Source organism: Microbacterium oryzae (genome assembly GCF_009735645.1).
GTDB classification, from domain to species: Bacteria; Actinomycetota; Actinomycetes; order Actinomycetales; family Microbacteriaceae; genus Microbacterium; species Microbacterium oryzae.
Genome location: NZ_CP032550.1, coordinates 1,298,131 through 1,319,631 on the forward strand (window position 1 = coordinate 1,298,131; position 21,501 = coordinate 1,319,631).

The following is a 21,501-nucleotide window of genomic DNA, read 5'->3' on the forward strand; positions in this document are numbered from 1 at the left end:
GTCGGAGCGGCGACGCAGTCTCGACCGCACGCCCCGAGCTCCGCTCTCGAACAGCGAGCACCACGCGCAGTCTTCGAGCGATCACGCACCTCCGGAGCGGGAACAGAACTGGCGAGCGACGGCGCGGCGTCGGAGCGGCAAGGCTGTCACGACAGCTCCCCTTGCGCCACCCCTCATATCCGCTCCCGAGCAGCGTGCGCCAGGCGCGGCCCCAGAGCGACAGCGCAGCTCGGAGCCCCGACCCCGTCGGCGAGCGACTGCGCAGGGTCGGAGCGGCGACGCCGTGTCAGCCACGCGTCACGGGCCTCCGCTCCCGAACAGCGTGCGCCGCACGCCGTCGCGGAGCGACCGCTCCGCGAGTGAGGGAACCCGCGGTCTCGGCGCGCGGGCGAAGTGCGGCGAGGGGAAACGCGAAGAGGGCGCGACCCCTGCCGGGATCGCGCCCTCGTCGGGAGCGGATGACGATGTCGAGTCGCAGAGCTGAGGCGGTCAGCCCTGCACGAAGACGCCGGCGAGCGCCTTCTTGCCGCGTCGGATCACCGACACGTCACCGGGCAGGCCGCCGACCACCGTGGCCTCGTCACTCGCCACCTTGGCGCCGTCGAGCGACACTCCCCCCTGCGCGATCGCCCGGCGTGCCTCCGACACGGAGGACACCAGACCGGTCTCCACCAGCGCCTGTGTCACCGGGGTGCCGGAAGCCAGCGTGGCGTGGGGCAGCTCGCGGAGTGCAGCGGCGAGGGTGTCGGCATCGAGGGCCGTGAGGTCCCCCTTGCCGAACAGCGCCTCCGAGGCGGCGATCGCCGCATGAGTGGCAGCGAACCCGTGCACCGTCGTCGTCACCTCGAGCGCGAGACGCTTCTGGGCGGCGCGGCGGAACGGCTCGCTCTCGACGAGAGCCGCGTACTCCTCGATCTCCTCGCGGCCGAGGAAGGTGAAGACCTTGAGCCGGGCGATCACGTCGGCGTCGTCGGTGTTGAGCCAGAACTGGTACATCGCGTAGGGGCTGCACATCTCGGCATCGAGCCAGATCGCGTTGCCCTCGCTCTTGCCGAACTTCGTGCCGTCGCTGTTCGTGATGAGGGGCGTGCCGATCGCATGGACGGACTTCCCCTCGACACGGTGGATGAGGTCGGTGCCGCTGGTGAGGTTCCCCCACTGATCGCTGCCGCCGGTCTGCAGCACGCAGTCGTACTGGCGGTGGAGCTCCAGGTAGTCCATCCCCTGCAGGATCTGGTAGCTGAACTCGGTGTAGCTGATGCCGGCGTCGGAGTTCAGGCGGGCGCTCACCGCGTCCTTCTTGAGCATCGTGCCGACACGGAAGTGCTTGCCGATCTCGCGGAGGAAGTCGATGGCCGACAGCGGAGCCGTCCAGTCGAGATTGTTCACGATCCGCGCGGCGTTGTCGCCCTCGAAGCTGAGGAACCGCTCGACCTGGGCCTGCAGCTTGGCGACCCACTCCGCCACCGTCTCCGGGGTGTTGAGCGTGCGCTCCGCTGTCGGCCGCGGGTCGCCGATCAGACCGGTCGATCCGCCGACGAGCCCGAGCGGCCGATGCCCGGCCAGCTGCAGGCGGCGCATCGTCAGCAGCTGCACGAGGTTGCCGAGGTGCAGGCTCGGCGCCGTGGGATCGAACCCGCAGTAATACACGATCGGCTCGCCGCTGAGGAGCTCGCGGAGCGCCTCCTGGTCGGTCGACACGTGCACGAGGCCGCGCCAGACGAGCTCATCCCAGACGTTCTCGAAGGAGGGATCGTTCGCCTGCGCGACAACCGAGGTTGCGGGGGCAGTCATGACCTCCAGCCTAGAGGCTCGAAGCGCGCCCGATCACAGGCCGAGGGCGTGCGCGGCGGACTGCGTGCGCGAGACGAGCTGGGCGCGCTGCTCCGCGACGCGCTCGGGTGCGGTGCCGCCGACGCCGGTGCGCGAGGCGACCGACCCCTCGATCGTCAGCACCTCTCGCACCGCCGGAGTCAGGTGCGCCGACACCTCGGCGAGCAGCTCGTCGGACGCATCCTCGAGGCCGATGCCGCGCTCCTCGCACGCCCGGACGAGCGCACCGGAGATCTCGTGCGCATCGCGGAACGGCACCCGCTGCTTCACGAGCCACTCGGCCACGTCGGTCGCCAGGGAGAATCCCTGCGGCGCGAGCGAGGCCATCCGCTCGGTGTCGAAGCGCAGGGTCGCGACCATGCCGGTGAACGCCGGCAGCAGCACCTCGAGGGTGGCGATGGAGTCGAAGACCGGCTCCTTGTCCTCCTGGAGGTCGCGGTTGTAGGCGAGCGGCAGGGCCTTGAGCGTCGCGAGGAGACCCGCGAGGTTGCCGATGAGTCGACCGGACTTGCCGCGGGCGAGCTCCGCGATGTCGGGGTTCTTCTTCTGCGGCATGATGCTCGAGCCGGTGGAGTACCCGTCGTCGAGGGTGACGAAGCCGAACTCGCGGGTGTTCCAGAGGATGATCTCCTCGGCCAGGCGCGACAGGTCGATGCCGATCTGCGCGGTGATGTAGGCGAACTCGGCGACGACGTCGCGGGCGGCGGTGCCATCCATGGAGTTCTCGGCCGGGCGATCCAGGCCGAGCTCACGCGCGACGAGCTCGGGGTCGAGTCCGAGCGTCGAGCCGGCGAGGGCTCCCCCGCCATACGGCGAGACGCCGGCGCGAGTGCGCCAGTCGCGCAGGCGCTCCAGGTCGCGGACCAGCGGCCATCCGTGCGCCTGCAGGTGGTGCGCGAGCAGCACTGGCTGCGCGTGCTGCAGGTGGGTGCGACCGGGCAGGATGGCCGCGGGGTGCGCGTCGGCCTGGGCCACGAGCGCGTCGACGAGCTGGACGAGCTCGCGCGCGATCACCGACGCGTGGTCGATGAGGTAGAGCCGGATGAGCGTGGCGATCTGGTCGTTCCGGCTCCGGCCCGCGCGAAGACGGCCGCCGAGCTCGGCGCCGACCTCGGCGAGGAGCGCCGTCTCGAGCGCGCCGTGCACGTCCTCGTCGGCGGCGCGGGGCTGGATGCGCCCGCTGCGGACGCCTTCCGCGAGCGCGTCGAGGCCCGCGTGCATGCGCTCTGCCTCCTCCGCGGTGAGGTAGCCGGCCGCGGCGAGCGCTGTCGTGTGCGCGTGCGAGCCGCGGATGTCGTACAGCGCCAGCTGCCAGTCGAAGTGCGTCGACCGGCTCAGCGCCTGCAGCTCGGGGCTCGGTCCTCCTGCGAAGCGTCCGCCCCAGAGGGCGCCCTCGTTCGTGCCGCGGTTCTCGCCTGTGCTCACGCCCCCAGCCTAGTGAAGCGACTCCACCCGGTCTTACCCGCGCGACCTGAGACACGCCGCCCCCCTGCCTCAGAGGCGCGCGGGGACGAGCACGCGCGCGAGCCACGCCATCGCGGACTCCAGCGGGCCGCGGCCCACGAGCAGCGCCCACACCGAGCAGGCGAGCACCGTGGCGAGCGTCATCGGCCAGAACGGGTCCGTCGCGCGGAAGGCGACGAGGTCCGACCCGAACTGGAGCGGGGTGGGCTCGGGCTGCAGCGCCGCCCACGCGACGAGCTGCCCGGCATACGCGGTGAGCGGCATCGAGCCGACCGCCCGCAGCGGCCAGACGATCCATCGGGCGGGGGTCGCGCACACGAGGACGCAGGCTCCGATGACGGCGACGGCGAATCCACCGGAGCCGATCGCCTCAGCGACCCCGCTCGTGTGCGCGCCCGCGTCGAGGATGTGCGCCCAGAGCCCGCTCGGTGGGACGACCGCGTGCCAGCGCCCCAGCACGCCGTAGCCGACGAGCGCGGCGGCGGCCCCGATGCACAGCAGGGCGAGAGCGACGGGCACCTGCCCGAGGCGGGTGCGCCCGATGCCCAGCCCGGCGGCGACGAACGCGAGCCACAGGAGGAACGGATAGTGCCATCCGACGAGCGCGACCAGGGCCTGCCCCGACGTCGTCGGCCACCCCGGCCATCCGTCGATGAACCACAGCGCGAACGGCGCGACGACCGCGATGGCCGCCGCCACGGCGAACAGCGTCGCAGCGGGAAGCCGCAGCAGCGGCAGCGCGAGAAGGAAGAGGATGCCGTACGCGGGCAGGATCACGTACACCGGGGTGCCGAGTCCGATCAGGAGCATCCCGATCGCCCAGATCAGCGCCGCGCGGACCAGGATCCGCCCGCAGGCGATGCGCATCCGCTCGCCCTCCACACGCTCCGGGCCCCCGGTGACGAGGGCGAGCGACACCCCCGCGAGGACGGCGAAGAGGATGGACGAGCGCCCGTTGACGACGTCGGTCCAGGTCGCCGGATCGCCCGGGTCGAACGGCGAGGTGTCGAGGAGGTGGGCGGCGAACATCCCGACCACCGCGAGACCGCGCGCGAGGTCGATCCCGGGCGCGCGGCCGGGCCCGTCGAGCCGCAGCCGACGGGCCCGCACTCGGCCGGTCAGGCCGCTTGGCGCAGCAGCCAAACGAGGAGGGCCTTCTGCGCGTGCAGGCGGTTCTCCGCCTCGTCCCAGATGACGCTCTGCGGTCCGTCGATGACCTCCGCGTCGACCTCGTAGCCGCGGTCGGCGGGGAGGCAGTGGATGAAGATCGCCTTCTCATCGGCCCGGCTCATGAGCTCGGCGGTCACCTTGTAGACGGAGAGGTCGCGCAGGCGCGCCTGCTTCTCCTCCTCCTTGCCCATCGACACCCAGGTGTCGGTGACGATGACGTCGGCGCCCGCGGCTGCCTCCTCCGGGTCGGTGAGCACCGTCACCGAGCCGCCGGTCTCCGCCGCGATGCGCTGGGCGTCGGCGACGACGTCCTCGCGCGGCGCGTACTCCGCCGGCGACGCGATGCGCACGTGCATGCCGGCCATGGCGCCGGCCAGCGCGTACGAGTGCGCCATGTTGCTGCGGCCGTCGCCGAAGAACGACAGTGCGAGCCCCCGCAGCTCGCCCTTGTGCTCGCGCACGGTGAGGAGGTCGGCCAGCAGCTGGCAGGGGTGGAAGTCGTCGCTCAGTGCGTTGACGACCGGCACCCGGGTGCCCTCGGCCATTTCCTCGAGGCCCTGCTGCGCGTAGGTGCGCCAGACGATCGCCGCGACCTGGCGCTCGAGCACGCGCGCGGTGTCGGCGGGCGTCTCCTTGCCGCCGAGCTGGCTGCTCGCCGTCGTGATGATGAGCGGCGAGCCGCCGAGGTCGGCGATCCCCACCGCGAACGAGACGCGCGTGCGGGTCGAGGACTTGTCGAAGATCACCGCGACGGTCTTCGGGCCGGCGAGCGACTTGTCGGCCCAGCGATCCTTCTTCAGCTCGACGGCGAGATCGAGGATCTCCGCCTGCTCGGCGGGGGTGATGTCGTCGTCGCGCAGGAAGTGCCGGGTCATGCGGGGGTCTCCGTCTGGGTGGGGATGGTCGTGGCGACGGCGGCGAGCGCCTCGCCGAACAGGGCGAGGAATTCCGACACCTCGTCGTCGCCGATCGTGTAGGCCGGGGCGATCCGGATGACGTCGTCGGCCGGGGCGTTGACGATGAGGCCGCGCTCGTGGGCGACTGCGCGCACCTCGCCCGCGACGGGGGCGGCGAGCGTGATGCCGATGAGGAGGCCCTCGCCGCGCGTGCCGGAGACGAGCGGCAGACCTTCGACGCCCGCACGCAGCTCGGCGCCGCGTGCGGTGACGTTCTCGAGCAGCCCGGCCGTCTCGATGTGGTCGAGCACCGCGTTCGCCACCGCGCTCGCGAGCGGATTGCCGCCGAAGGTGGAGTTGTGCGTGCCCGGGTAGAACAGGTCGCTGGTCGCACCGAAAGTGAGGAGGGCGCCGAGCGGGAAGCCGGCGGCGATGCTCTTCGCGACGGTGACCGCGTCGGGGACGATGCCCGCGCGCTGGAAGGCGAACCACTCCCCCGTGCGCCCCGACCCGGTCTGCACCTCGTCCAGGACGAGCAGCGCGCCGTGCTGGGAGGTGAGCTCCCGCGCCCGCGCGAGGTAGCCATCCGGAAGCGGCACCACGCCCGCCTCGCCCTGGATGGGCTCGGCGAAGAGCGCGACGACGGAGTCGTCCATCGCCTCCTCGAGGGCCTCGAGCGTCGGCGCGATCGCGCGGATGCCCGGGAGAACGGGCTCGAACGGCTCGCGGTAGGCGGCCTTCGGCGTGATCGACAGCGCGCCCATGGTGCGCCCGTGGAAGGCGCCCTCGAGCACGAGGATGGTCGACTTGCCGGTCTTGCCGCCGTGCAGGCGGGCGAGCTTGATCGCCATCTCGTTGGCCTCGGTGCCGGAGTTCGCGAGGAACACCCGACCCTCGTCGCCGGTGCGGGCGAGGCGCTTGAGGCGCGCGGCGAGCTCCAGCTGAGCGGGGCTCGCGAAGTAGTTCGAGATGTGCGCGAGCGTGGCCGCCTGCTTCGAGACCGCGTCAACGAAGACCGGATGGGCGTGACCCAGGCAGTTCACGGCGATGCCGCCGAGGAAGTCGAGGTAGCGGCGGTCGTTCGCGTCCCACACGTGGGAGCCCTCGCCGCGCGTGAGGAGCGCGAGGCGCCCCCCGAGGCTCATGAGATCGCGCGATGCGTCGTCCTGCCAGGTGGTCATCCGACCACCACCTCCGTTCCGATTCCCTTGCTCGTGAAGAGCTCGACGAGCACCGAGTGCGGCACGCGTCCGTCGATGATGGCCGCGGTGGGCACGCCGGCGTCCACCGCGTCCAGGCACGCCTGCATCTTGGGGATCATCCCCGACTCCAGGCGCGGCAGCATCTCGCGCAGCTCCTCGGCCTTGATGTGCGAGACGAGCGAGTCGCGGTTCGGCCAGTCCGCGTACAGCCCCGGGACGTCGGTGAGGACGACGAGCTTGCGCGCGCCGAGCGCGACCGCGAGCGCGGACGCCGCGGCGTCGGCGTTGATGTTGAGGGTGTGACCGGGATGGTCGAGGTCGGGAGCGACGCCCGCCACGACCGGGATGCGGTCGGCCTTCAGCTGATCGAGCACCGGGGTGGGGTCGACGCGGACCACGTCGCCGACGCGCCCGAGGCTCTCCTCGACGCCGTCGATGACGACCCCGCGGCGCCGACCGCCGAAGAGGCCCGCGTCCTCGCCGGAGATGCCGACCGCGAACGGCCCGTGCGAGTTGATCTTCGCGACGAGCTGCGGGTTGATCTGGCCGGTGAGGACCATCCGCACCACCGAGATCGCCTCGGTGCTGGTGACGCGGTACCCGCCCTTGAACTCGCTCGGGATGGCCAGACGGTCGAGCATGCTCGAGATCTGCGGGCCGCCGCCGTGGACCACGACGGGCTTGATGCCGACGTAGCGGAGGTACGCGATGTCCGCGGCGAAGGCGTCCTGCAGCTCCTCCGAGATCATCGCGTTGCCGCCATACTTCACGACGACGATCTGGTCTCGGTACCGCTTGAGCCACGGCAGCGACTCGATGAGGGTCGCCGCCTTGACCTCGGCTTCCTCGGGGCTGGTGTCCTGCAGATCGATCGGAGTCATGAGGAGTACGCGCTGTTCTCGTGGACGTAGTCGTGCGTGAGGTCGTTCGTCAGGATGGTCGCGGTCGTGTCGCCGGCGTGCAGGTCGATGAGCACGTGGGTGTCGCGGGGCGTCAGGTCGACCTCCTCGCGCGGGCGGTCGGGGCCGCCGGCGCTGCAGACGCGGACGCCGTTCATCGACACGTCGACCTGGTACGGGTCGAACTCCGCCGCGGTCGTGCCGATGGCGGCGAGCACGCGGCCCCAGTTGGGATCGTTGCCGAAGATCGCGGCCTTGAAGAGGTTGTTGCGGGCGACCGAGCGGCCCACCTCGACCGCGTCCTCCTCGCTCGCCGCCCCGACGACCTCGATCGCGATCGCGTGGCTCGCGCCCTCCGCGTCGGCCTGCAGCTGGCGGGCGAGGTCACGGCACACCGCGGCGAGGGCCTCAGTGAAGGCGTCGGCATCGGGGACGACGCCGGAAGCGCCGCTCGCCAGCAGGGTGACCTGATCGTTCGTCGACATACAGCCATCCGAGTCGAGCCGGTCGAAACTGACCCGCGTCGCCGCGCGGAGACGGGCATCGGCCTCTGCGGGCTCGAGCACCGCATCCGTCGTCAGCACGACGAGCATGGTCGCGAGACCGGGAGCGAGCATCCCGGCGCCCTTGGCCATCCCGCCGATCGACCATCCGTCGCCCTCGTGCACCGCCATCTTGGGCACGGTGTCGGTGGTCATGATCGCGCGCGCCGCGTCTTCGCCGCCGTCGGGGCTGAGCACGGCGATCGCCTTCTCGGTGCCGTCGAGGACCTTCCCGCGGAACACCTCGTCGCCGGTGCCGATGAGGCCGGTCGAGCAGACCTGGATGCCGACCGCGCCGACGCCGAGGAGCTCGGCCGCGCGCTCGGCGGTCTGGTGCGTGGTCTGGAAGCCGAACGATCCGGTGAAGCAGTTCGCACCGCCGGAGTTGAGGACGATCGCCTCGACCACGCCGCCCTTGATCGCCTCCTGCGACCACAGGATCGGATTCGCCTTCGCGCGGTTGGAGGTGAAGACGGCGGCGCCCACCTTGCGCGGGCCGCGGTTGACGACCACCGCGACATCGGGCTTGCCCGTCGACTTCAGGCCGACGGCCACGCCGGCCGCTTCGAATCCTGCGGGTGCGGTCACGCTCACGGCGCCACTCCGTTCACGGTGAGTGCGCGGCTCTCGGGGAGGCCGAGCGCGATGTTCATGGACTGGATGGCGGCTCCGGCCGTCCCCTTGGCGAGATTGTCGACCGCGGTGACGACGACCACCCGGCCCGCCGCCCGGTCGACGGTGAGGCCGATGAGGGCGGTGTTGGCTCCGAGCACGTCGGCGGTGCGCGGCACCTGCCCCTCGGGGAGCAACTGCACGAACGTCTCGTCGCCGTACGCGCTCTCCCACGCGTCGCGGATCTGCGCGTCCGTCACGCCGTCGGAGATGCGCGCGGTCGACGTCGCGAGGATGCCCCGCGCCATCGGGACGAGCACCGGGGTGAAGGAGATGCGGATGTCGCCTGTTGCGCCGGCCGCACGCAGCGCCTGCCGGATCTCGGGGATGTGGCGATGGCTGCCGCCGACCGCATACGGGTTCGCGCTGCCGAACAGCTCGGCGCCGAGGAGGTGCGGCTTCAGGCTCTTGCCGGCGCCCGAGGGGCCGACCGCCAGGACGCTGACGATGTCGGAGGGGTCGATCACGCCGGCGGCGACGCCCGGCGCGAGACTGAGGCTCACGGTCGAGGCGTTGCAGCCGGGGGCGGCGATGCGGGTCGCCCCGACGAGCTGCTCGCGCTGCTTCGCGCCGGCGACGGGCAGCTCGGGCACGCCGTAGGCCCACGGCTCATGGAAGTGGCCGCCGTAGAAGGAATCCCAGTCCGCGCCATCCGTCAGCCGGTGATCGGCGCCGCAGTCGATGACGAGGCGGGTGTCGCCGAGGGCGTCGGTGTACTGACCCGACTGCCCGTGCGGGAGGGCGAGGAAGACGACGTCGTGACCGGAGAGGATCTCCGGCGTCGTGTCCTGCAGGGTGAGGTGCGCGAGCGAGCGCAGATGCGGCTGGTGCTGGATGAGCGGCTGGCCGGCGTTCGAGTGCGCGGTGACCGTGCGGATCTCCACGTCGGGGTGTTCGGCGAGCAGGCGGAGCAGCTCGCCGCCGGCATAACCCGAAGCGCCGGAGACGGCGACCGAATACGACATGACTTCTACCTTATGGTCCGGGGGCGGTGGCCTGAGACGGCGACACCGGCGGACGGACCACGCGGAGGCGCGGTGATCTCGCGGTGTCGCCTAGATTCGGCGGCCGCGGAGACGTCGGAGCGCGACGACGGCGCGCGAGACGAGCGCGGGTCCGGTCGCGGGCGAGGTCATGCCGACGACAGTAGCACGGGGCCGGGCCGGGCTCGGGCAGGGCGGGCTCGGAGCCGGGAGCCCGGAGCCCGGAGCCCGGAGCCCGGAGCGCGGAGCCCGGAGCCCGGAGCCCGGAGCCCGGAGCCCGGAGCCCGAGCCCGGAGCGCGAGACTAGCGCCGGGCGTCGAGACTAGTGCTCCGAGCGCTAGCCTCGACCACCGGCGCTAGTCCTAGCGTTCGGAGCGCTAGTCCCAGCGCTCCGAACGCTAGCCCGGCGCGAGAGCCGCCACCGACAGCCACCAGCACCGGCCGCCGCGCCGGCGGGTCAGTCGCGGATCTCGGCGCCGAAGCGCTCGCCTGCCACCGCCACGCCCGCGAGCTTCGCGTCGGATGCCTCGGCCGCGGTGAGCGTCCGGTCGGGGGCGCGGAAGCGCAGCGCGAACGTGAGGCTCTTCGACCCCTCCGGCACGCCCTGCCCGCGGTAGTCGTCGACGAGACGCAGCGACTCGAGCAGCTCGCCCGCGCCCTCCGCGAGGGCGTCTCGCAGCGCGGCGGCGGGGACGTCCGCCGGCACCACGAGCGACACGTCCTGCGTCGCGGCGGGGAACGTCGACAGCGACTCCGCCACCACGCGCTCCCCCGCGCGCTCGAGCACGGCGTCGAGGTCGAGCTCGCCGACCGTCACGCGCCCGACGAGGTCGGCGTCGGCGGCGACCTGCGGCAGCAGCTCGCCGACGTAGCCGACGACGTCGCCGCGGACCGTGAGCAGACCCGTGCGCCCCGGGTGCAGCGCCGCGCGCTCGCCCTGCGCCACCTCGATCTCGACGCCCGCGGCCGCCGCGATGGTGCGGATGGCGTCGAGCGCGACCTCGAGCCCGGCCGCCTCGGCCGCGCGGCCGGGCTGCTTCGGCGCGACGCTGCCGGCGAGGAGGAACGCCACGCGCTGCGGCTGCGCGGGGATGGCCGCATCCAGCGCCGCGAGCGTGGCCGCGTCGGGACGCACGCCGAGCGGCGGGATGAAGTCCGTGCCGTAGGTCGCACCGGGCTCCGGCAGGAACACCGTCCCGAGCTCGAAGAGCGCGAGATCGGTGAGTCCACGCGCGAGGTTGCGGTGCGCGGTCTGGACCAGCCCCGGCAGCAGCGAGCGGCGCAGGTACGGAGCCTGGCCATCCAGCGCGTTGACGAGCTTCACGCTCGGCAGGTGCTCGCCGGTCGCCGACCCGTGCAGGTCGTTCTGCTCCTGCGTCGTGAACGGGAACGACGGCGTCTCCACGAAGCCGGCGGCGGCGAGCGCGTTCGCGACGCGGCGGCGGCCCTGCTGCGAGGGCGTGAACCCGCGACCCGAGGGCGGCGTGGGGAGGATCGACGGGATGCGGTCGAGCCCGTGGATGCGCGCGACCTCCTCCGCGAGCGTCCACTTGTCGGTGAGGTCCGGGCGCCACGACGGCGGGGTCGCGCGCCAGCCGCCGTCGACCGCTGCCACGTCGGCGCCGATGGTCTCGAGGGCGCCGACGATCTCGTCGTCCGAGTAGTCCACGCCGATGATGCCGGGGACGAAGGCCGCGGGCAGCTCGATGGCCGCGGCCGAGTGCTCCGCGAAGAGCGCGCCGCCGAGCGTGTCGGCGGTGCCGCCGGCGAGCTCGACGAGGAGGTCGACGACGCGCTGCGCGGCGACGAACGGGATGAGCGGGTCGACGCCGCGCTCGAAGCGGCGCGACGCGTCGCTCGAGAGCTTGTGACGTCGTGCGGTGCGGGCGATCGACACGGAGTCGAACGTGGCGGCCTCGACGAGCACGTTGCGGGTCTCGGCGCCCATCTCGGTCGCCGCTCCCCCCATGACGCCGGCGAGACCGACGGGTCCGCTGGCGTCGGCGATGACGAGATCCTCGGGGTGGAGCGCGCGCACCTGGCCGTCGAGCGTCTCGAGCTTCTCGCCCGCCTCCGCGCGGCGGACGGTGAGCCCGCCGGAGAGCCGGTCGAGGTCGTAGCCGTGCACGGGGTTGCCGAGCTCGAGCATGACGTAGTTCGTGATGTCGACGAGGATGCCGAGCGAGCGGACGCCGGCGAGCGTGAGCCGCGCGATCATCCACGGCGGCGTCGGCTTGGCGGTGTCGACGTCGCGGACGACGCGGGCGACGAACTCCGACGCACCGACGCGACCGCGCACGGGGCGCGCGTCCTCGACCGCGACGGCGAAGCCCTCACCGGGTGCCACCTCGCCGGCGACGCGCTCGGCGGGATCGCGGAACGTCGCCCCCGTCGCGTGCGCGTACTCCCGGGCGATGCCGCGGATCGACAGCGCGTACCCGCGGTCGGGCGTGACGTTGACGTCGACGGCGGTGTCGTCGAGGCCCAGCAGCGCGATCGCATCGGTGCCGGGTGCGGCGTCGATCCCGAGCTCGACGAGGCGCAGGATGCCGTCGTGCTCGTCGCCGAGACCGAGCTCGCGCGCGGAGGCGATCATGCCATCCGAGAGGTGCCCGTAGGTCTTGCGGGCGGCGATCGGGAACGGCCCTGGCAGCACGGCGCCGGGCAGCGTCGCGACGATCTTGTCGCCGGGGAAGAAGTTGCCCGCGCCGCACACGATGCCGCGGGGCTCGGCCTCGCCGACGTCGACCTGGCACCAGCGGATGGTCTTGCCGTTCTTCTGGGGCTCCTCCTCGAAGGAGAGCACCTGACCGACCACGATGGGCCCGGTCAGGTCGAAGCGGACGACCGCCTCCTCCTCGAACCCGACGCGCACGAGCGCCGCGAGGACGTCGTCGGGAGTCGTCCCCGCCGGAAGCTCGACGTACTCACGCAGCCACGAAAGCGGAACGCGCATCACACCACCATCCCGAACTGCTCGCTGAAGCGGACATCGCCCTCTGCCATGTCGCGCATGTCCTTCACGTCGCTGCGGAACATCAGCGTCCGCTCGACGCCCATGCCGAACGCGAAGCCGCTGTAGACCTCGGGGTCGATCCCCGCCGCGCGCAGCACGTTGGGGTTGACCATGCCGCAGCCGCCCCACTCGATCCAGCGCGCACCGCCCTTGAAGGTCGGGTGCCACAGATCGAGCTCGGCGGAGGGCTCGGTGAAGGGGAAGTAGTTGGTGCGCAGGCGCGTCTTCGCCTCCGCGCCGAAGAGCTGGCGCGCGACGTGGTCGAGCGTGCCCTTGAGGTGCGCCATCGTGATGCCCTTGTCGACGACGAGGCCCTCGAACTGGGTGAACACCGGCAGGTGCGTCGCGTCGAACTCGTCGGTGCGGTACACGCGGCCCGGGCAGATGACGTAGACCGGCAGGTCGCGCTCGAGGAGCGAGCGCACCTGCACGGGGCTCGTGTGCGTGCGCATGACGAGGTGGCGCTCGACCGGGTCGACGAAGAACGTGTCCTGCATCTGACGGGCCGGGTGGTCCTCGTCGAAGTTCAGCGCGTCGAAGTTGAACCACTCGTGCTCGAGCTCGGGGCCCTCCGCGATCTCCCACCCCATGCCGACGAAGATGTCGCCGATCTGCTCCTGCAGCAGGGTGAGCGGATGGCGCGCGCCCGTCCGCGTGCGGCTCGCGACGGCGGTGATGTCGATCCGCTCCGCCTCGAGGCGCGCGGACAGCTCGGCGGAGGCAAGCTCCTCCTCGCGGGCGGCGAGCGCATGGGTCACCTGGCCGCGGGCCTGGCCGACGAGCTTGCCGAACTCGGCCTTCCGCTCCTTCGGCACGCTGCGCATCTGCGCGTTGAACGCGGCGAGCGGCGACCCCTCCCCCGCGTGCGCGGCTCGGGCTGCCTTCAGGGCGGCGGTATCGGGGGCTGCGGCGATCGCGGCGAGCGCATCGGCGACCGCGGCCTCCACCCCTTCCGGAGTGATCTCGGGAGCATCAGACACGGAAGACAAGTCTAGCCGTGCCATCCGTCGCCCTCCGCGCGGGCGCTCAGCGCCGGACTCAGCGCGGTGCGTACATCGCGACGCCCTCGTACGTCCAGTTCCGGTCGGTCTCGCGGAGCTTGCGCGCCTCGGCCGCGTTGGCCGTGTAGAAGTGCTTCTCGAACTTCGCGCTCCAGAAGCGGTGCACGGGGACCGTGCCCGCCTGCCCCGAGGCGGCGGTGCAGAAGCCGACGCCCTCGTACGACCAGTTCTTGTCGCCCGAGCGCACCTTCGCCGCCTCCGCTCCGTTCGTCGTGTAGAAGTGCGAGGCGAAGGTCGACGACCAGAACCGGTGCACGGCGACGGTGCCGGCCCGGCATCCGCCATTCGACGCGGGCCAGACGCGGAAGTCGGTGCCCTCGTAGGTCCAGTTGGGGTCGGTGCGGCGCAGCGCGTCCGCCTCCGCCGCGTTCGCGGTGTAGAAGTGCGCGTTGTCGAACTTCGAAGACCAGAATCGGTGCACGGCGACGGTTCCCGAGGAGTCGGCCTTCGGTCCCCCGCCGCCGCGCGACGGCCCGAACCAGTCGGTGTAGTAGTTGTAGAAGTTGCGGTTGCCGTACGACGCGCACCGGTCGTTCGACGCGGCGTAACCTGCCGCGAGCGATGCCCGATTCGGCTGGTACGGCGTGTAGTAGTAGAGCGCCGCGGTCGCCTTGTTCTGGATCCGGACAGGGCCGGAGCCGCAGCTGGCATCGGGGTGCCAGCGCACCTGCGAGGTCTTGCCCACCGGATACCAGTTGAAGAAGCTGTCCTTGCTGTACCGCTGCAGCTGGTGCGCGGCCATGTACACCTGGTTCTGGAAGCCGAAGTAGCGCTCGTCGCACGCGGCGCCATCCGGGCACGCGTAGCCCATGGCGATGTCGTACCGCCAGTCGCTCGGCCAGTGGTGCGTGACGAGGCCCTGCTCCTTCTGCAGCATGACGAGCAGCACCTTCTCGCTCACCCCGCACGCACGCGACACCTTCGAGATGATCGTCCCGGCGGACTCGCGCGAGGCCCCCTGGTAGGTCTGCGTGCAGTAGGCATCGGCCTTCTTGGTCGCCGTGCGCTGCGCGAAGTCCTTCAGGCAGGTGTAGCCGCGGTCGCACTTCGGCGCCTTGCCCGTGATGAAGGACTGGATCTGCGCCGCCGTCATCGTGCCCGAGGTGTACATCGCGGCGTCGCTGATGAGGTTGCCGGCGTCGAAACCCGACAGGCTCACCGCGTGCGCGGCATCGTCCTGCGCCGCGTACTCACCCGGGTCGGCCTCGTCCTCGGTGTTCGACCCGACGTAGTCGCCTTCCTCCGGCGTGGGGATGTCGGCTGCGGGAGCCGCTGCCGACGGAAGCGGCGTCGCGGGCGCTGCGACCGCCGCGGTCGCGGGCAGCAGTCCGATCGCGAGGATGGCCGAGACGACAGCTCCGAGGGCGGCCCGACGCAGACGGACGAAGGGCAGAGCGGCGCGGCGGGAGGTGGAGCGGGGGTGGGGCACGCGACCAGTATTCCAGAGCGGCCGCCGATCCCGTGACCGGCGGCCGCTGCGGATCCGGTCAGCGACCGCCTGCGGTGAGGTCGCCGTCGCCCTGCTGGGCGATGACCGAGGTGACCGTGGCCTCCTCGTGACGACGCGGGTCGGCCGCGACGGCGTGCACGCGCGGGGACTTCCGCAGCCGCTTCTCCACGCGACGCGCGATGTACGACAGCACCAGACAGAGCGCGATGTAGATGCCGCCCATGACGATCGCGGCGGGGATGTAGGGCCGTCCGTACTGCAGCTGGCCGCCGATGAGCTTGGCCACGTAGAGCAGCTCGTCGTACGTGATGATCGAGCCGAGCGCGGTGTCCTTCAGCGTCACCACGAGCTGCGCGAGGATGACCGGGAGCATGGCGGTGAACGCCTGCGGCAGCAGGATGAAGGTCATGACGCCGGTCTTGCGGAGCCCGATCGCGTAGCCGGCCTCCGTCTGCCCGTTGGGCAGGGAGACGACGCCCGCGCGGATCGCCTCGGCCATGACCGAGCCGTTGTAGGCGATGAGCGCGACGACGACCGCGACGTACGGGCTCACCGAGATGCCGATGCTCGGCAGGCCGTAGTACATGATCATCATGAAGATGAGGACCGGGATCGCGCGGAACACCTCGATGATGACGGTGAACGGCGCGCGCACCCAGGCGTGGTCCGAGAGGCGGCCGACCGCGAGGACGACGCTGAGCGCGAGCGCGCCGACGGCCGCCGAGAGGAATGCCAGCACGGTCGAGCGGAGTCCATGGAGGATCTGCTCCCAGATGAGGGAGTAGCTGAAGATCGACCACTTCTGCGCGCTGAGCTGCCCGGTGTCGATCATGAGCCAGATGATCCACGCGAACAGCGCGACGATCACGAGGACCGTCACCGCGCCGAGGATGCGATTGCGCAGGATGGCCCGGGGCCCGGGGACGTCGTAGAGGACCGAGGTCATCGGATCACCTTCCAGCGGGTCTCGAGCGTTCGCTGCAGCCAGGACAGCAGCAGCACCATGACGACGAAGAAGGCCGCGATCCACAGCAGCACGACCATGGCCGGCTCGCCGCGCTCGCTGAGATTGGCGCGCATGGCGCCGAGCTCGATGACCGAGAACCCGGCGGCGATCGTCGTGTTCTTCAGCAGCGCGATGAGCACGCTCATCATGGGCGGCACGACCGAGCGCACGGCCTGCGGCAGGACCACGAGCGTCATGACCTGGCCGAAGGAGAGGCCGATGGCGCGGGCCGCCTCCGCCTGGCCGACGGGCACGGTGTTGATGCCGGAGCGCAGCGTCTCCGCCACGTACGTCGCGGTGTAGAAGCCCAGGGCGAGGATGGCCAGGGTCGTGTAGCTGACGTCCACGAGCTTCAGCGCGGGGAAGCCGAGCGCGAAGAAGAAGAAGATGAGCGTGAGCGGGGTGTTGCGCACGAAGTTCACGTACACCGTGCCGACCGCTCGCGCGATCGGGACGGGCGAGACGCGCATCGCGCCGACGATCAGCCCCAGGACGAGGGCCATGAGACCGCTCACGACGAACAGGCGCACGGTGTTGCCGAGCGCCAGTCCCCACAGGTCGAGGTTGTCGAGCAGGGTGCCCATGCACCGGCTCCTCTCAGGGGTCGGGGATCGGAAGGAAGCCGCGGCGGCCGTCGGAGACGGCCGCCGCGGTGGGGATCAGTACTGGTCGACGGCGGGCTGCTCGGCCTCGACCCCGGAGGCGCCGAGGTTCTTGTCGAAGATCGCCTGCCAGACGTCTGCGCCGTCGCTCAGGGTCTCGTTGAAGTGCGTGCGCAGGGCGTCGTCGCCCTTCGTCAGGCCGATGCCGTACTTCTCCTCGGAGAACGGCTCGCCGACGACCTTCAGCTCCTCCGGGTTCTGCGCAGCGTAGCCGATGAGGATGAGCTCGTCGGTGGTGACCGCGTCGACGGTGCCGTTGAGCAGGGCGTCCACGCACTGGGTGTACGTGTCGAACTCCTCGGTCTTCGCCTCGTAGTTGTCGCGGATGTTCTGGATCGGCGTGGAGCCGGTCGCCGAGCACACCGTGACGTCGGAGCTGAGGTCGGCGTCGGAGGTGATGTCCTCGTTGTCCGCCGCCACCAGCAGGCCCTGGCCGGTCTCGAAGTACGGGCCGGCGAAGTCGATCTGCTCCTTGCGGGCGTCGGTGATCGAGTAGGTGCCGACGTAGTAGTCGATGTCGCCGTTGACGATGGCCTGCTCGCGGTTCGCGGACGGGATCGCCTCGAACGTGATCTGGTCCTCCTCGAAGCCGAGGGAGGCGGCCATCCAGCGCGCGATGTCGATGTCGAAGCCGGTGCGCTCGCCGGTCGTGGCGTCGAGGTAGCCGAGTCCGGGCTGGTCCTCCTTGACGCCCACGACGATCTCGCCGGCCTCGCTGGCGCGGTCGAAGGTGGGGCTCCCCTCGAGCTGGACGTCGCTCGCGACCTCCCAGGGGGTGCTGGTGCTGCCGGTGTCGCCTTCGGGGGCGGCGCTTCCCGTGCTGCCGGGGGTGCCGCTGTTGCAGGCGGTGAGGGCGAGCGCCGCCGTGACGGCGATCCCCGCGCTGGCGATGGTGCGGAATGTGCGCATGTGCGCGTCCTCTCTCTCGGTTTTCGGTCGGACCGGAGCGCACATCGTCGTACGACTCCGGAGTCTGCGTCAGTGCGTGATGAGCTTCGAGAGGAAGTCCTTCGCGCGCGCCGACTTCGGCCGGGTGAAGAACTCCTCGGGCGTCGCCTGCTCGACGATCTGGCCATCCGCCATGAACACCACGCGGTTGGCGGCCTTGCGCGCGAAGCCCATCTCGTGCGTGACGACGATCATCGTCATGCCGTCGTGCGCGAGGCCGACCATGACGTCGAGGACCTCGTTGATCATCTCGGGGTCGAGCGCGCTGGTGGGCTCGTCGAAGAGCATCACCTTGGGGCGCATGGCGAGGGCGCGCGCGATCGCGACGCGCTGCTGCTGGCCGCCGGACAGCTGAGCGGGGAGCTTCGACGCCTGGTGTCCGACGCCGACCCGGTCGAGGAGCTCGCGCGCCTCCTTCTCGGCCTCGGCCTTCTTGAGCCCCCGCACGCGGATGGGCCCGAGCGTCACGTTCTCGAGGATCGTGAGGTGCGAGAAGAGATTGAAGGACTGGAAGACCATGCCGACCTCGGCGCGGAGGTTCGCGAGGGCCTTGCCCTCCTTGGGCAGCTCCTTGCCGTCGATCGTGATCGTGCCGCTGGTGATCGTCTCGAGGCGGTTGATCGTGCGGCACAGCGTCGACTTGCCGGAGCCGGAGGGGCCGATGACCACGACCACCTCGCCGCGGTCGACCGTGAGGTCGATGTCCTTCAGCGCCTGGAAATCTCCGTAGTGCTTCTGCACGTCCTTCACGACGACGAGGGGCTCTGCCATGGCTTCACCCTAGGGCGTGACGGCGTCGCCGACGAACACCCCACGGGAGCTTTACCGAGTTGTGACGCCGACGCGCGGCGTCAGCCCGCCGAGCGCTGTGCGAACGCGGTCTCGTACAGGCACACGCTGGCCGCGGTGGCGAGGTTGAGCGACTCGGCCCGGCCGTAGATCGGCAGGCGCAGGGCGCCGTCCGCGAGGGCGAGCGCCTCGTCGTCGAGACCGCGCGCCTCGTTGCCGAACAGCCACCCGGTCGGCTGCGCGAGCGTGCCGTCCTGCCGGGCGGCGAGGAGGTCATCGCCCTTCACATCGGCCGCCACCACGCGCAGGCCGGCGGCGCGCGCGCGCACGACCACGTCGGCCAGATCGGCGTTCACGGCGACGGGAACGTGGAAGAGCGACCCCGTCGTGGAGCGCACGACCTTGGGGTTGTACGGGTCGACGGTGCGCCCCGTGAGCACGACGGCGTCTGCGCCGGCGGCGTCGGCGGCGCGGATGATCGTGCCGAGGTTCCCCGGATCGCGCACCTCCTCGCAGATGGCGATGAGCTTCGGCTCGGCGGCGAACACGTCCTTCACAGCGGTCGGGTTCTGCCGGGCGACCGCGACGAAGCCCTGCGGCGTGACGGTGTCTGCCATCGACTCCAGAACGGGCTCGGTGACGAACTCGATGTCGACGCCGGCGTCGACGAGCGCGGCGCGCAGGTCGGCGTGCTTCTCCAGAGCGGTGGGCGTCGCGTAGAGCTCGACGATGACGTCGGGCGCGTAGGCCACCGCCTCGCGGACCGCCTGCGGCCCCTCGAGGAGGAAGAGCCCCGTCTCCTTGCGGGCGTCGCGTCTGGCCAGCTTCGCTACCGCCCGCACGCGGGGGGATCGGGGATTCTCGAGCACGCCTCAAGTCTACGGACATGCGAAGAGGGCGCCCCTCGCGGGACGCCCTCTTCGGGAGATCGTGTCAGATCACGCAGCCGACTTCGGCGCGTTCACGTCGGCGGGCAGCGCGTTGCGCGCGACGTCGACGAGAGCGGCGAACGTGTTCGGCTCGTTGACCGCCAGCTCGGCGAGCATGCGACGGTCCACCTGGACGCCCGCGAGGCCGAGGCCCTGGATCAGGCGGTTGTAGGTGAGGCCGTTCGCGCGGCTCGCGGCGTTGATGCGCTGGATCCACAGGCGACGGAAGTCGCCCTTGCGCTGACGACGGTCGCGGTACGCGTAGACGAGGGAGTGGGTGACCTGCTCCTTCGCCTTGCGGTACAGGCGCGAACGCTGACCGCGGTAACCCGAGGCGCGCTCGAGGATGACGCGACGCTTCTTGTGCGCATTGACTGCGCGCTTGACTCTAGCCATTCTTCATACTTCCTAACGAACGTGCGTCGCGCTCAGCGACCGAGGAGCTTCTTGACGACCTTGAGGTCGTTGCCCGAGATGACCTGGTCCTGGTTCAGACGGCGGGTGCGGCGGCTCGACTTGTGCTCGAGGTTGTGGCGCATACCTGCCTGCTGCTTCTTGATCTTGCCGCTGCCGGTGATCTTGAAGCGCTTCTTGCTGCCCGAGTGGGTCTTCTGCTTCGGCATCTTCTTCTTTCCTTGCGTCTGCGCCCCACGGGGCGACGTTGTGGCAACCCGCCGCAGCGGGAAGTTCTCGGGACTACTCCCCTTCGGGAGCGGTGGTCTTCGCGTCGCGCTGCGCCTGCTTGTTGGCTGCGCGCGCGGCGTTCTGCTCGGCCTTCGCGTCGGACTTGTTCCGATGCGGGGCGATCACCATCACCATGTTGCGACCGTCGATCGTGGGCCGCGACTCGACCGATCCGAGCTCCGCGACGTCCTCGGCGAACTTCTGCAGCAGACGCACGCCCTGATCGGGACGCGACTGCTCGCGGCCGCGGAAGAGGATCATGGCCTTGACCTTGTCGCCGGCCTGCAGGAAGCCCTCCGCACGCTTGCGCTTGGTGTCGTAGTCGTGCTGATCGATCTTCAGGCGGAAGCGGACCTCCTTGAGGACCGTGTTCGCCTGGTTGCGGCGCGCTTCCTTGGCCTTCTGGGCGGCTTCGTACTTGAACTTCCCGTAGTCCATGATCTTCACCACGGGCGGACGGGAGTTGGGGGCCACCTCGACGAGGTCGAGGTCAGCCTCCTGCGCCAGGCGCAGGGCCACCTCGATGCGGACGACGCCGATCTGCTCGCCTGCCGGGCCGACGAGTCGGACCTCTGGCACGCGGATGCGCTCGTTGGTGCGGGGATCGCTGATGCGGAACTCCTTGGGTCGGTATCCGAGCCACCGCGCCTGCGGGGATCGCGGCGCGGGCGGGAGAGTCATCAGCATCCACCCGAGCACGACGACATGCATCGGCTCGACACCCTGTGCAACTCGCGCGGACGCGAGCGGAGTGTGCATGACCCGGTAGCCTGGAACGGCAAGCGCGGGTGGGAACTGAATCCTCTTTCGTCCGGAGAACACTCCGGAGCCCGCAGAAGTCTAACAGAGAGCGGACCATGAGCGCCATTCCCGCGGACAACTCCCCCTTCGACGCCGAGCGCCACGCGCGCTGGGAGGAGCAGGAGCAGGCCGCTGCCGAGACATCCGCCGTGCGGGACATCGCCGATGTGGCGGCCGTGGAGGTCATCGCCTCCGGGTGCGTGCACCTCATGAGCGCCGCCGCCGTCAAGCTCGGACTCGTCGATGCGCCCGACGCCGACGGCTACGTCGACCTCGACGAGGCGCGCAAGCTCATCAACGCGCTGGCGGGACTCGTGACCGCCGCCGCACCCGAGATCAGCGACATGCACGCGCGTCCGATCCGCGATGGTCTGCGGTCGCTCCAGCTCCGCTTCCGCGAGCTGTCGGCAATCCCCGACGCCCCCGGTCAGGGCCCCGGCGAGAAGTGGACCGGCCCGGTCATCTGACTCGGCGGCGGACCGCCGGCCGGCGAC

The 21,501-nt window shown here is 71.0% G+C and carries 20 protein-coding genes; 1 reads left to right on the forward strand and 19 read right to left on the reverse strand.

The window, feature by feature from the left end; all coding sequences use genetic code 11:
- Nucleotides 1-489: 489 nt before the first annotated feature.
- From tyrS to infC, 19 genes are all read right to left on the reverse strand, one after another.
- Complete coding sequence (gene tyrS / locus D7D94_RS06055) at nt 490-1,794, reverse strand: tyrosine--tRNA ligase (RefSeq protein ID WP_156241762.1); 1,305 nt, start codon at nt 1,792-1,794, stop codon at nt 490-492.
- 33 nt (nt 1,795-1,827) lie between these two features.
- Nucleotides 1,828-3,258, reverse strand: coding sequence for an argininosuccinate lyase (gene argH / locus D7D94_RS06060; RefSeq protein WP_156241763.1), 1,431 nt, complete (start codon nt 3,256-3,258; stop codon nt 1,828-1,830).
- Between the two features lie 69 nt (nt 3,259-3,327).
- Nucleotides 3,328-4,440 (reverse strand): heparan-alpha-glucosaminide N-acetyltransferase domain-containing protein, encoded by a 1,113-nt coding sequence (locus D7D94_RS06065; protein WP_156241764.1) that lies wholly within the window; start codon nt 4,438-4,440, stop codon nt 3,328-3,330.
- Nucleotides 4,416-5,342, reverse strand: coding sequence for an ornithine carbamoyltransferase (gene argF / locus D7D94_RS06070; RefSeq protein ID WP_156241765.1), 927 nt, complete (start codon nt 5,340-5,342; stop codon nt 4,416-4,418). The genes D7D94_RS06065 and argF overlap by 25 nt, the downstream gene beginning before the upstream one ends.
- Nucleotides 5,339-6,544: an acetylornithine transaminase gene (locus D7D94_RS06075; RefSeq protein ID WP_156241766.1), complete on the reverse strand. Its 1,206-nt coding sequence runs from the start codon at nt 6,542-6,544 to the stop codon at nt 5,339-5,341. Before D7D94_RS06075 ends, argF begins: the two co-directional genes overlap by 4 nt.
- Entirely contained in the window at nt 6,541-7,446 is a 906-nt protein-coding gene (gene argB, locus D7D94_RS06080) for an acetylglutamate kinase (RefSeq protein ID WP_156241767.1), read from the reverse strand. Before argB ends, D7D94_RS06075 begins: the two co-directional genes overlap by 4 nt.
- Complete coding sequence (argJ, locus tag D7D94_RS06085) at nt 7,443-8,600, reverse strand: bifunctional glutamate N-acetyltransferase/amino-acid acetyltransferase ArgJ (protein ID WP_156241768.1); 1,158 nt, start codon at nt 8,598-8,600, stop codon at nt 7,443-7,445. Before argJ ends, argB begins: the two co-directional genes overlap by 4 nt.
- On the reverse strand, nt 8,597-9,643 hold the full coding sequence (gene argC / locus D7D94_RS06090; protein ID WP_156241769.1) for an N-acetyl-gamma-glutamyl-phosphate reductase: 1,047 nt from the start codon (nt 9,641-9,643) through the stop codon (nt 8,597-8,599). Before argC ends, argJ begins: the two co-directional genes overlap by 4 nt.
- Before the next feature lie 475 nt (nt 9,644-10,118).
- Entirely contained in the window at nt 10,119-12,617 is a 2,499-nt protein-coding gene (gene pheT / locus D7D94_RS06095) for a phenylalanine--tRNA ligase subunit beta (protein WP_156241770.1), read from the reverse strand.
- Complete coding sequence (pheS, locus tag D7D94_RS06100) at nt 12,617-13,657, reverse strand: phenylalanine--tRNA ligase subunit alpha (RefSeq protein WP_156241771.1); 1,041 nt, start codon at nt 13,655-13,657, stop codon at nt 12,617-12,619. Before pheS ends, pheT begins: the two co-directional genes overlap by 1 nt.
- A gap of 58 nt (nt 13,658-13,715) precedes the next feature.
- Nucleotides 13,716-15,167, reverse strand: a complete 1,452-nt coding sequence (locus D7D94_RS06105) for a hypothetical protein (protein ID WP_156241772.1) — start codon at nt 15,165-15,167, stop codon at nt 13,716-13,718.
- 58 nt (nt 15,168-15,225) lie between these two features.
- Nucleotides 15,226-16,134, reverse strand: a complete 909-nt coding sequence (locus tag D7D94_RS06110; protein WP_156241773.1) for an amino acid ABC transporter permease — start codon at nt 16,132-16,134, stop codon at nt 15,226-15,228.
- Entirely contained in the window at nt 16,131-16,778 is a 648-nt protein-coding gene (locus tag D7D94_RS06115) for an amino acid ABC transporter permease (protein WP_156241774.1), read from the reverse strand. The genes D7D94_RS06110 and D7D94_RS06115 overlap by 4 nt, the downstream gene beginning before the upstream one ends.
- A gap of 75 nt (nt 16,779-16,853) precedes the next feature.
- Entirely contained in the window at nt 16,854-17,765 is a 912-nt protein-coding gene (locus tag D7D94_RS06120) for a glutamate ABC transporter substrate-binding protein (protein ID WP_156241775.1), read from the reverse strand.
- A 69-nt stretch (nt 17,766-17,834) separates the two neighbouring features.
- Complete coding sequence (locus tag D7D94_RS06125) at nt 17,835-18,575, reverse strand: amino acid ABC transporter ATP-binding protein (RefSeq protein WP_156241776.1); 741 nt, start codon at nt 18,573-18,575, stop codon at nt 17,835-17,837.
- A gap of 80 nt (nt 18,576-18,655) precedes the next feature.
- Entirely contained in the window at nt 18,656-19,462 is an 807-nt protein-coding gene (locus tag D7D94_RS06130; protein ID WP_156241777.1) for a TrmH family RNA methyltransferase, read from the reverse strand.
- A gap of 69 nt (nt 19,463-19,531) precedes the next feature.
- Complete coding sequence (gene rplT, locus D7D94_RS06135) at nt 19,532-19,918, reverse strand: 50S ribosomal protein L20 (RefSeq protein ID WP_156241778.1); 387 nt, start codon at nt 19,916-19,918, stop codon at nt 19,532-19,534.
- A gap of 32 nt (nt 19,919-19,950) precedes the next feature.
- Complete coding sequence (rpmI, locus tag D7D94_RS06140; protein WP_067026090.1) at nt 19,951-20,145, reverse strand: 50S ribosomal protein L35; 195 nt, start codon at nt 20,143-20,145, stop codon at nt 19,951-19,953.
- A 73-nt stretch (nt 20,146-20,218) separates the two neighbouring features.
- Complete coding sequence (gene infC, locus D7D94_RS06145; RefSeq protein WP_156243349.1) at nt 20,219-20,887, reverse strand: translation initiation factor IF-3; 669 nt, start codon at nt 20,885-20,887, stop codon at nt 20,219-20,221.
- A gap of 176 nt (nt 20,888-21,063) precedes the next feature.
- On the opposite strand from infC, the gene D7D94_RS06150 reads away from it, so the two are divergent.
- Entirely contained in the window at nt 21,064-21,474 is a 411-nt protein-coding gene (locus D7D94_RS06150) for a DUF1844 domain-containing protein (RefSeq protein WP_156241779.1), read from the forward strand.
- Nucleotides 21,475-21,501: the final 27 nt, after the last annotated feature.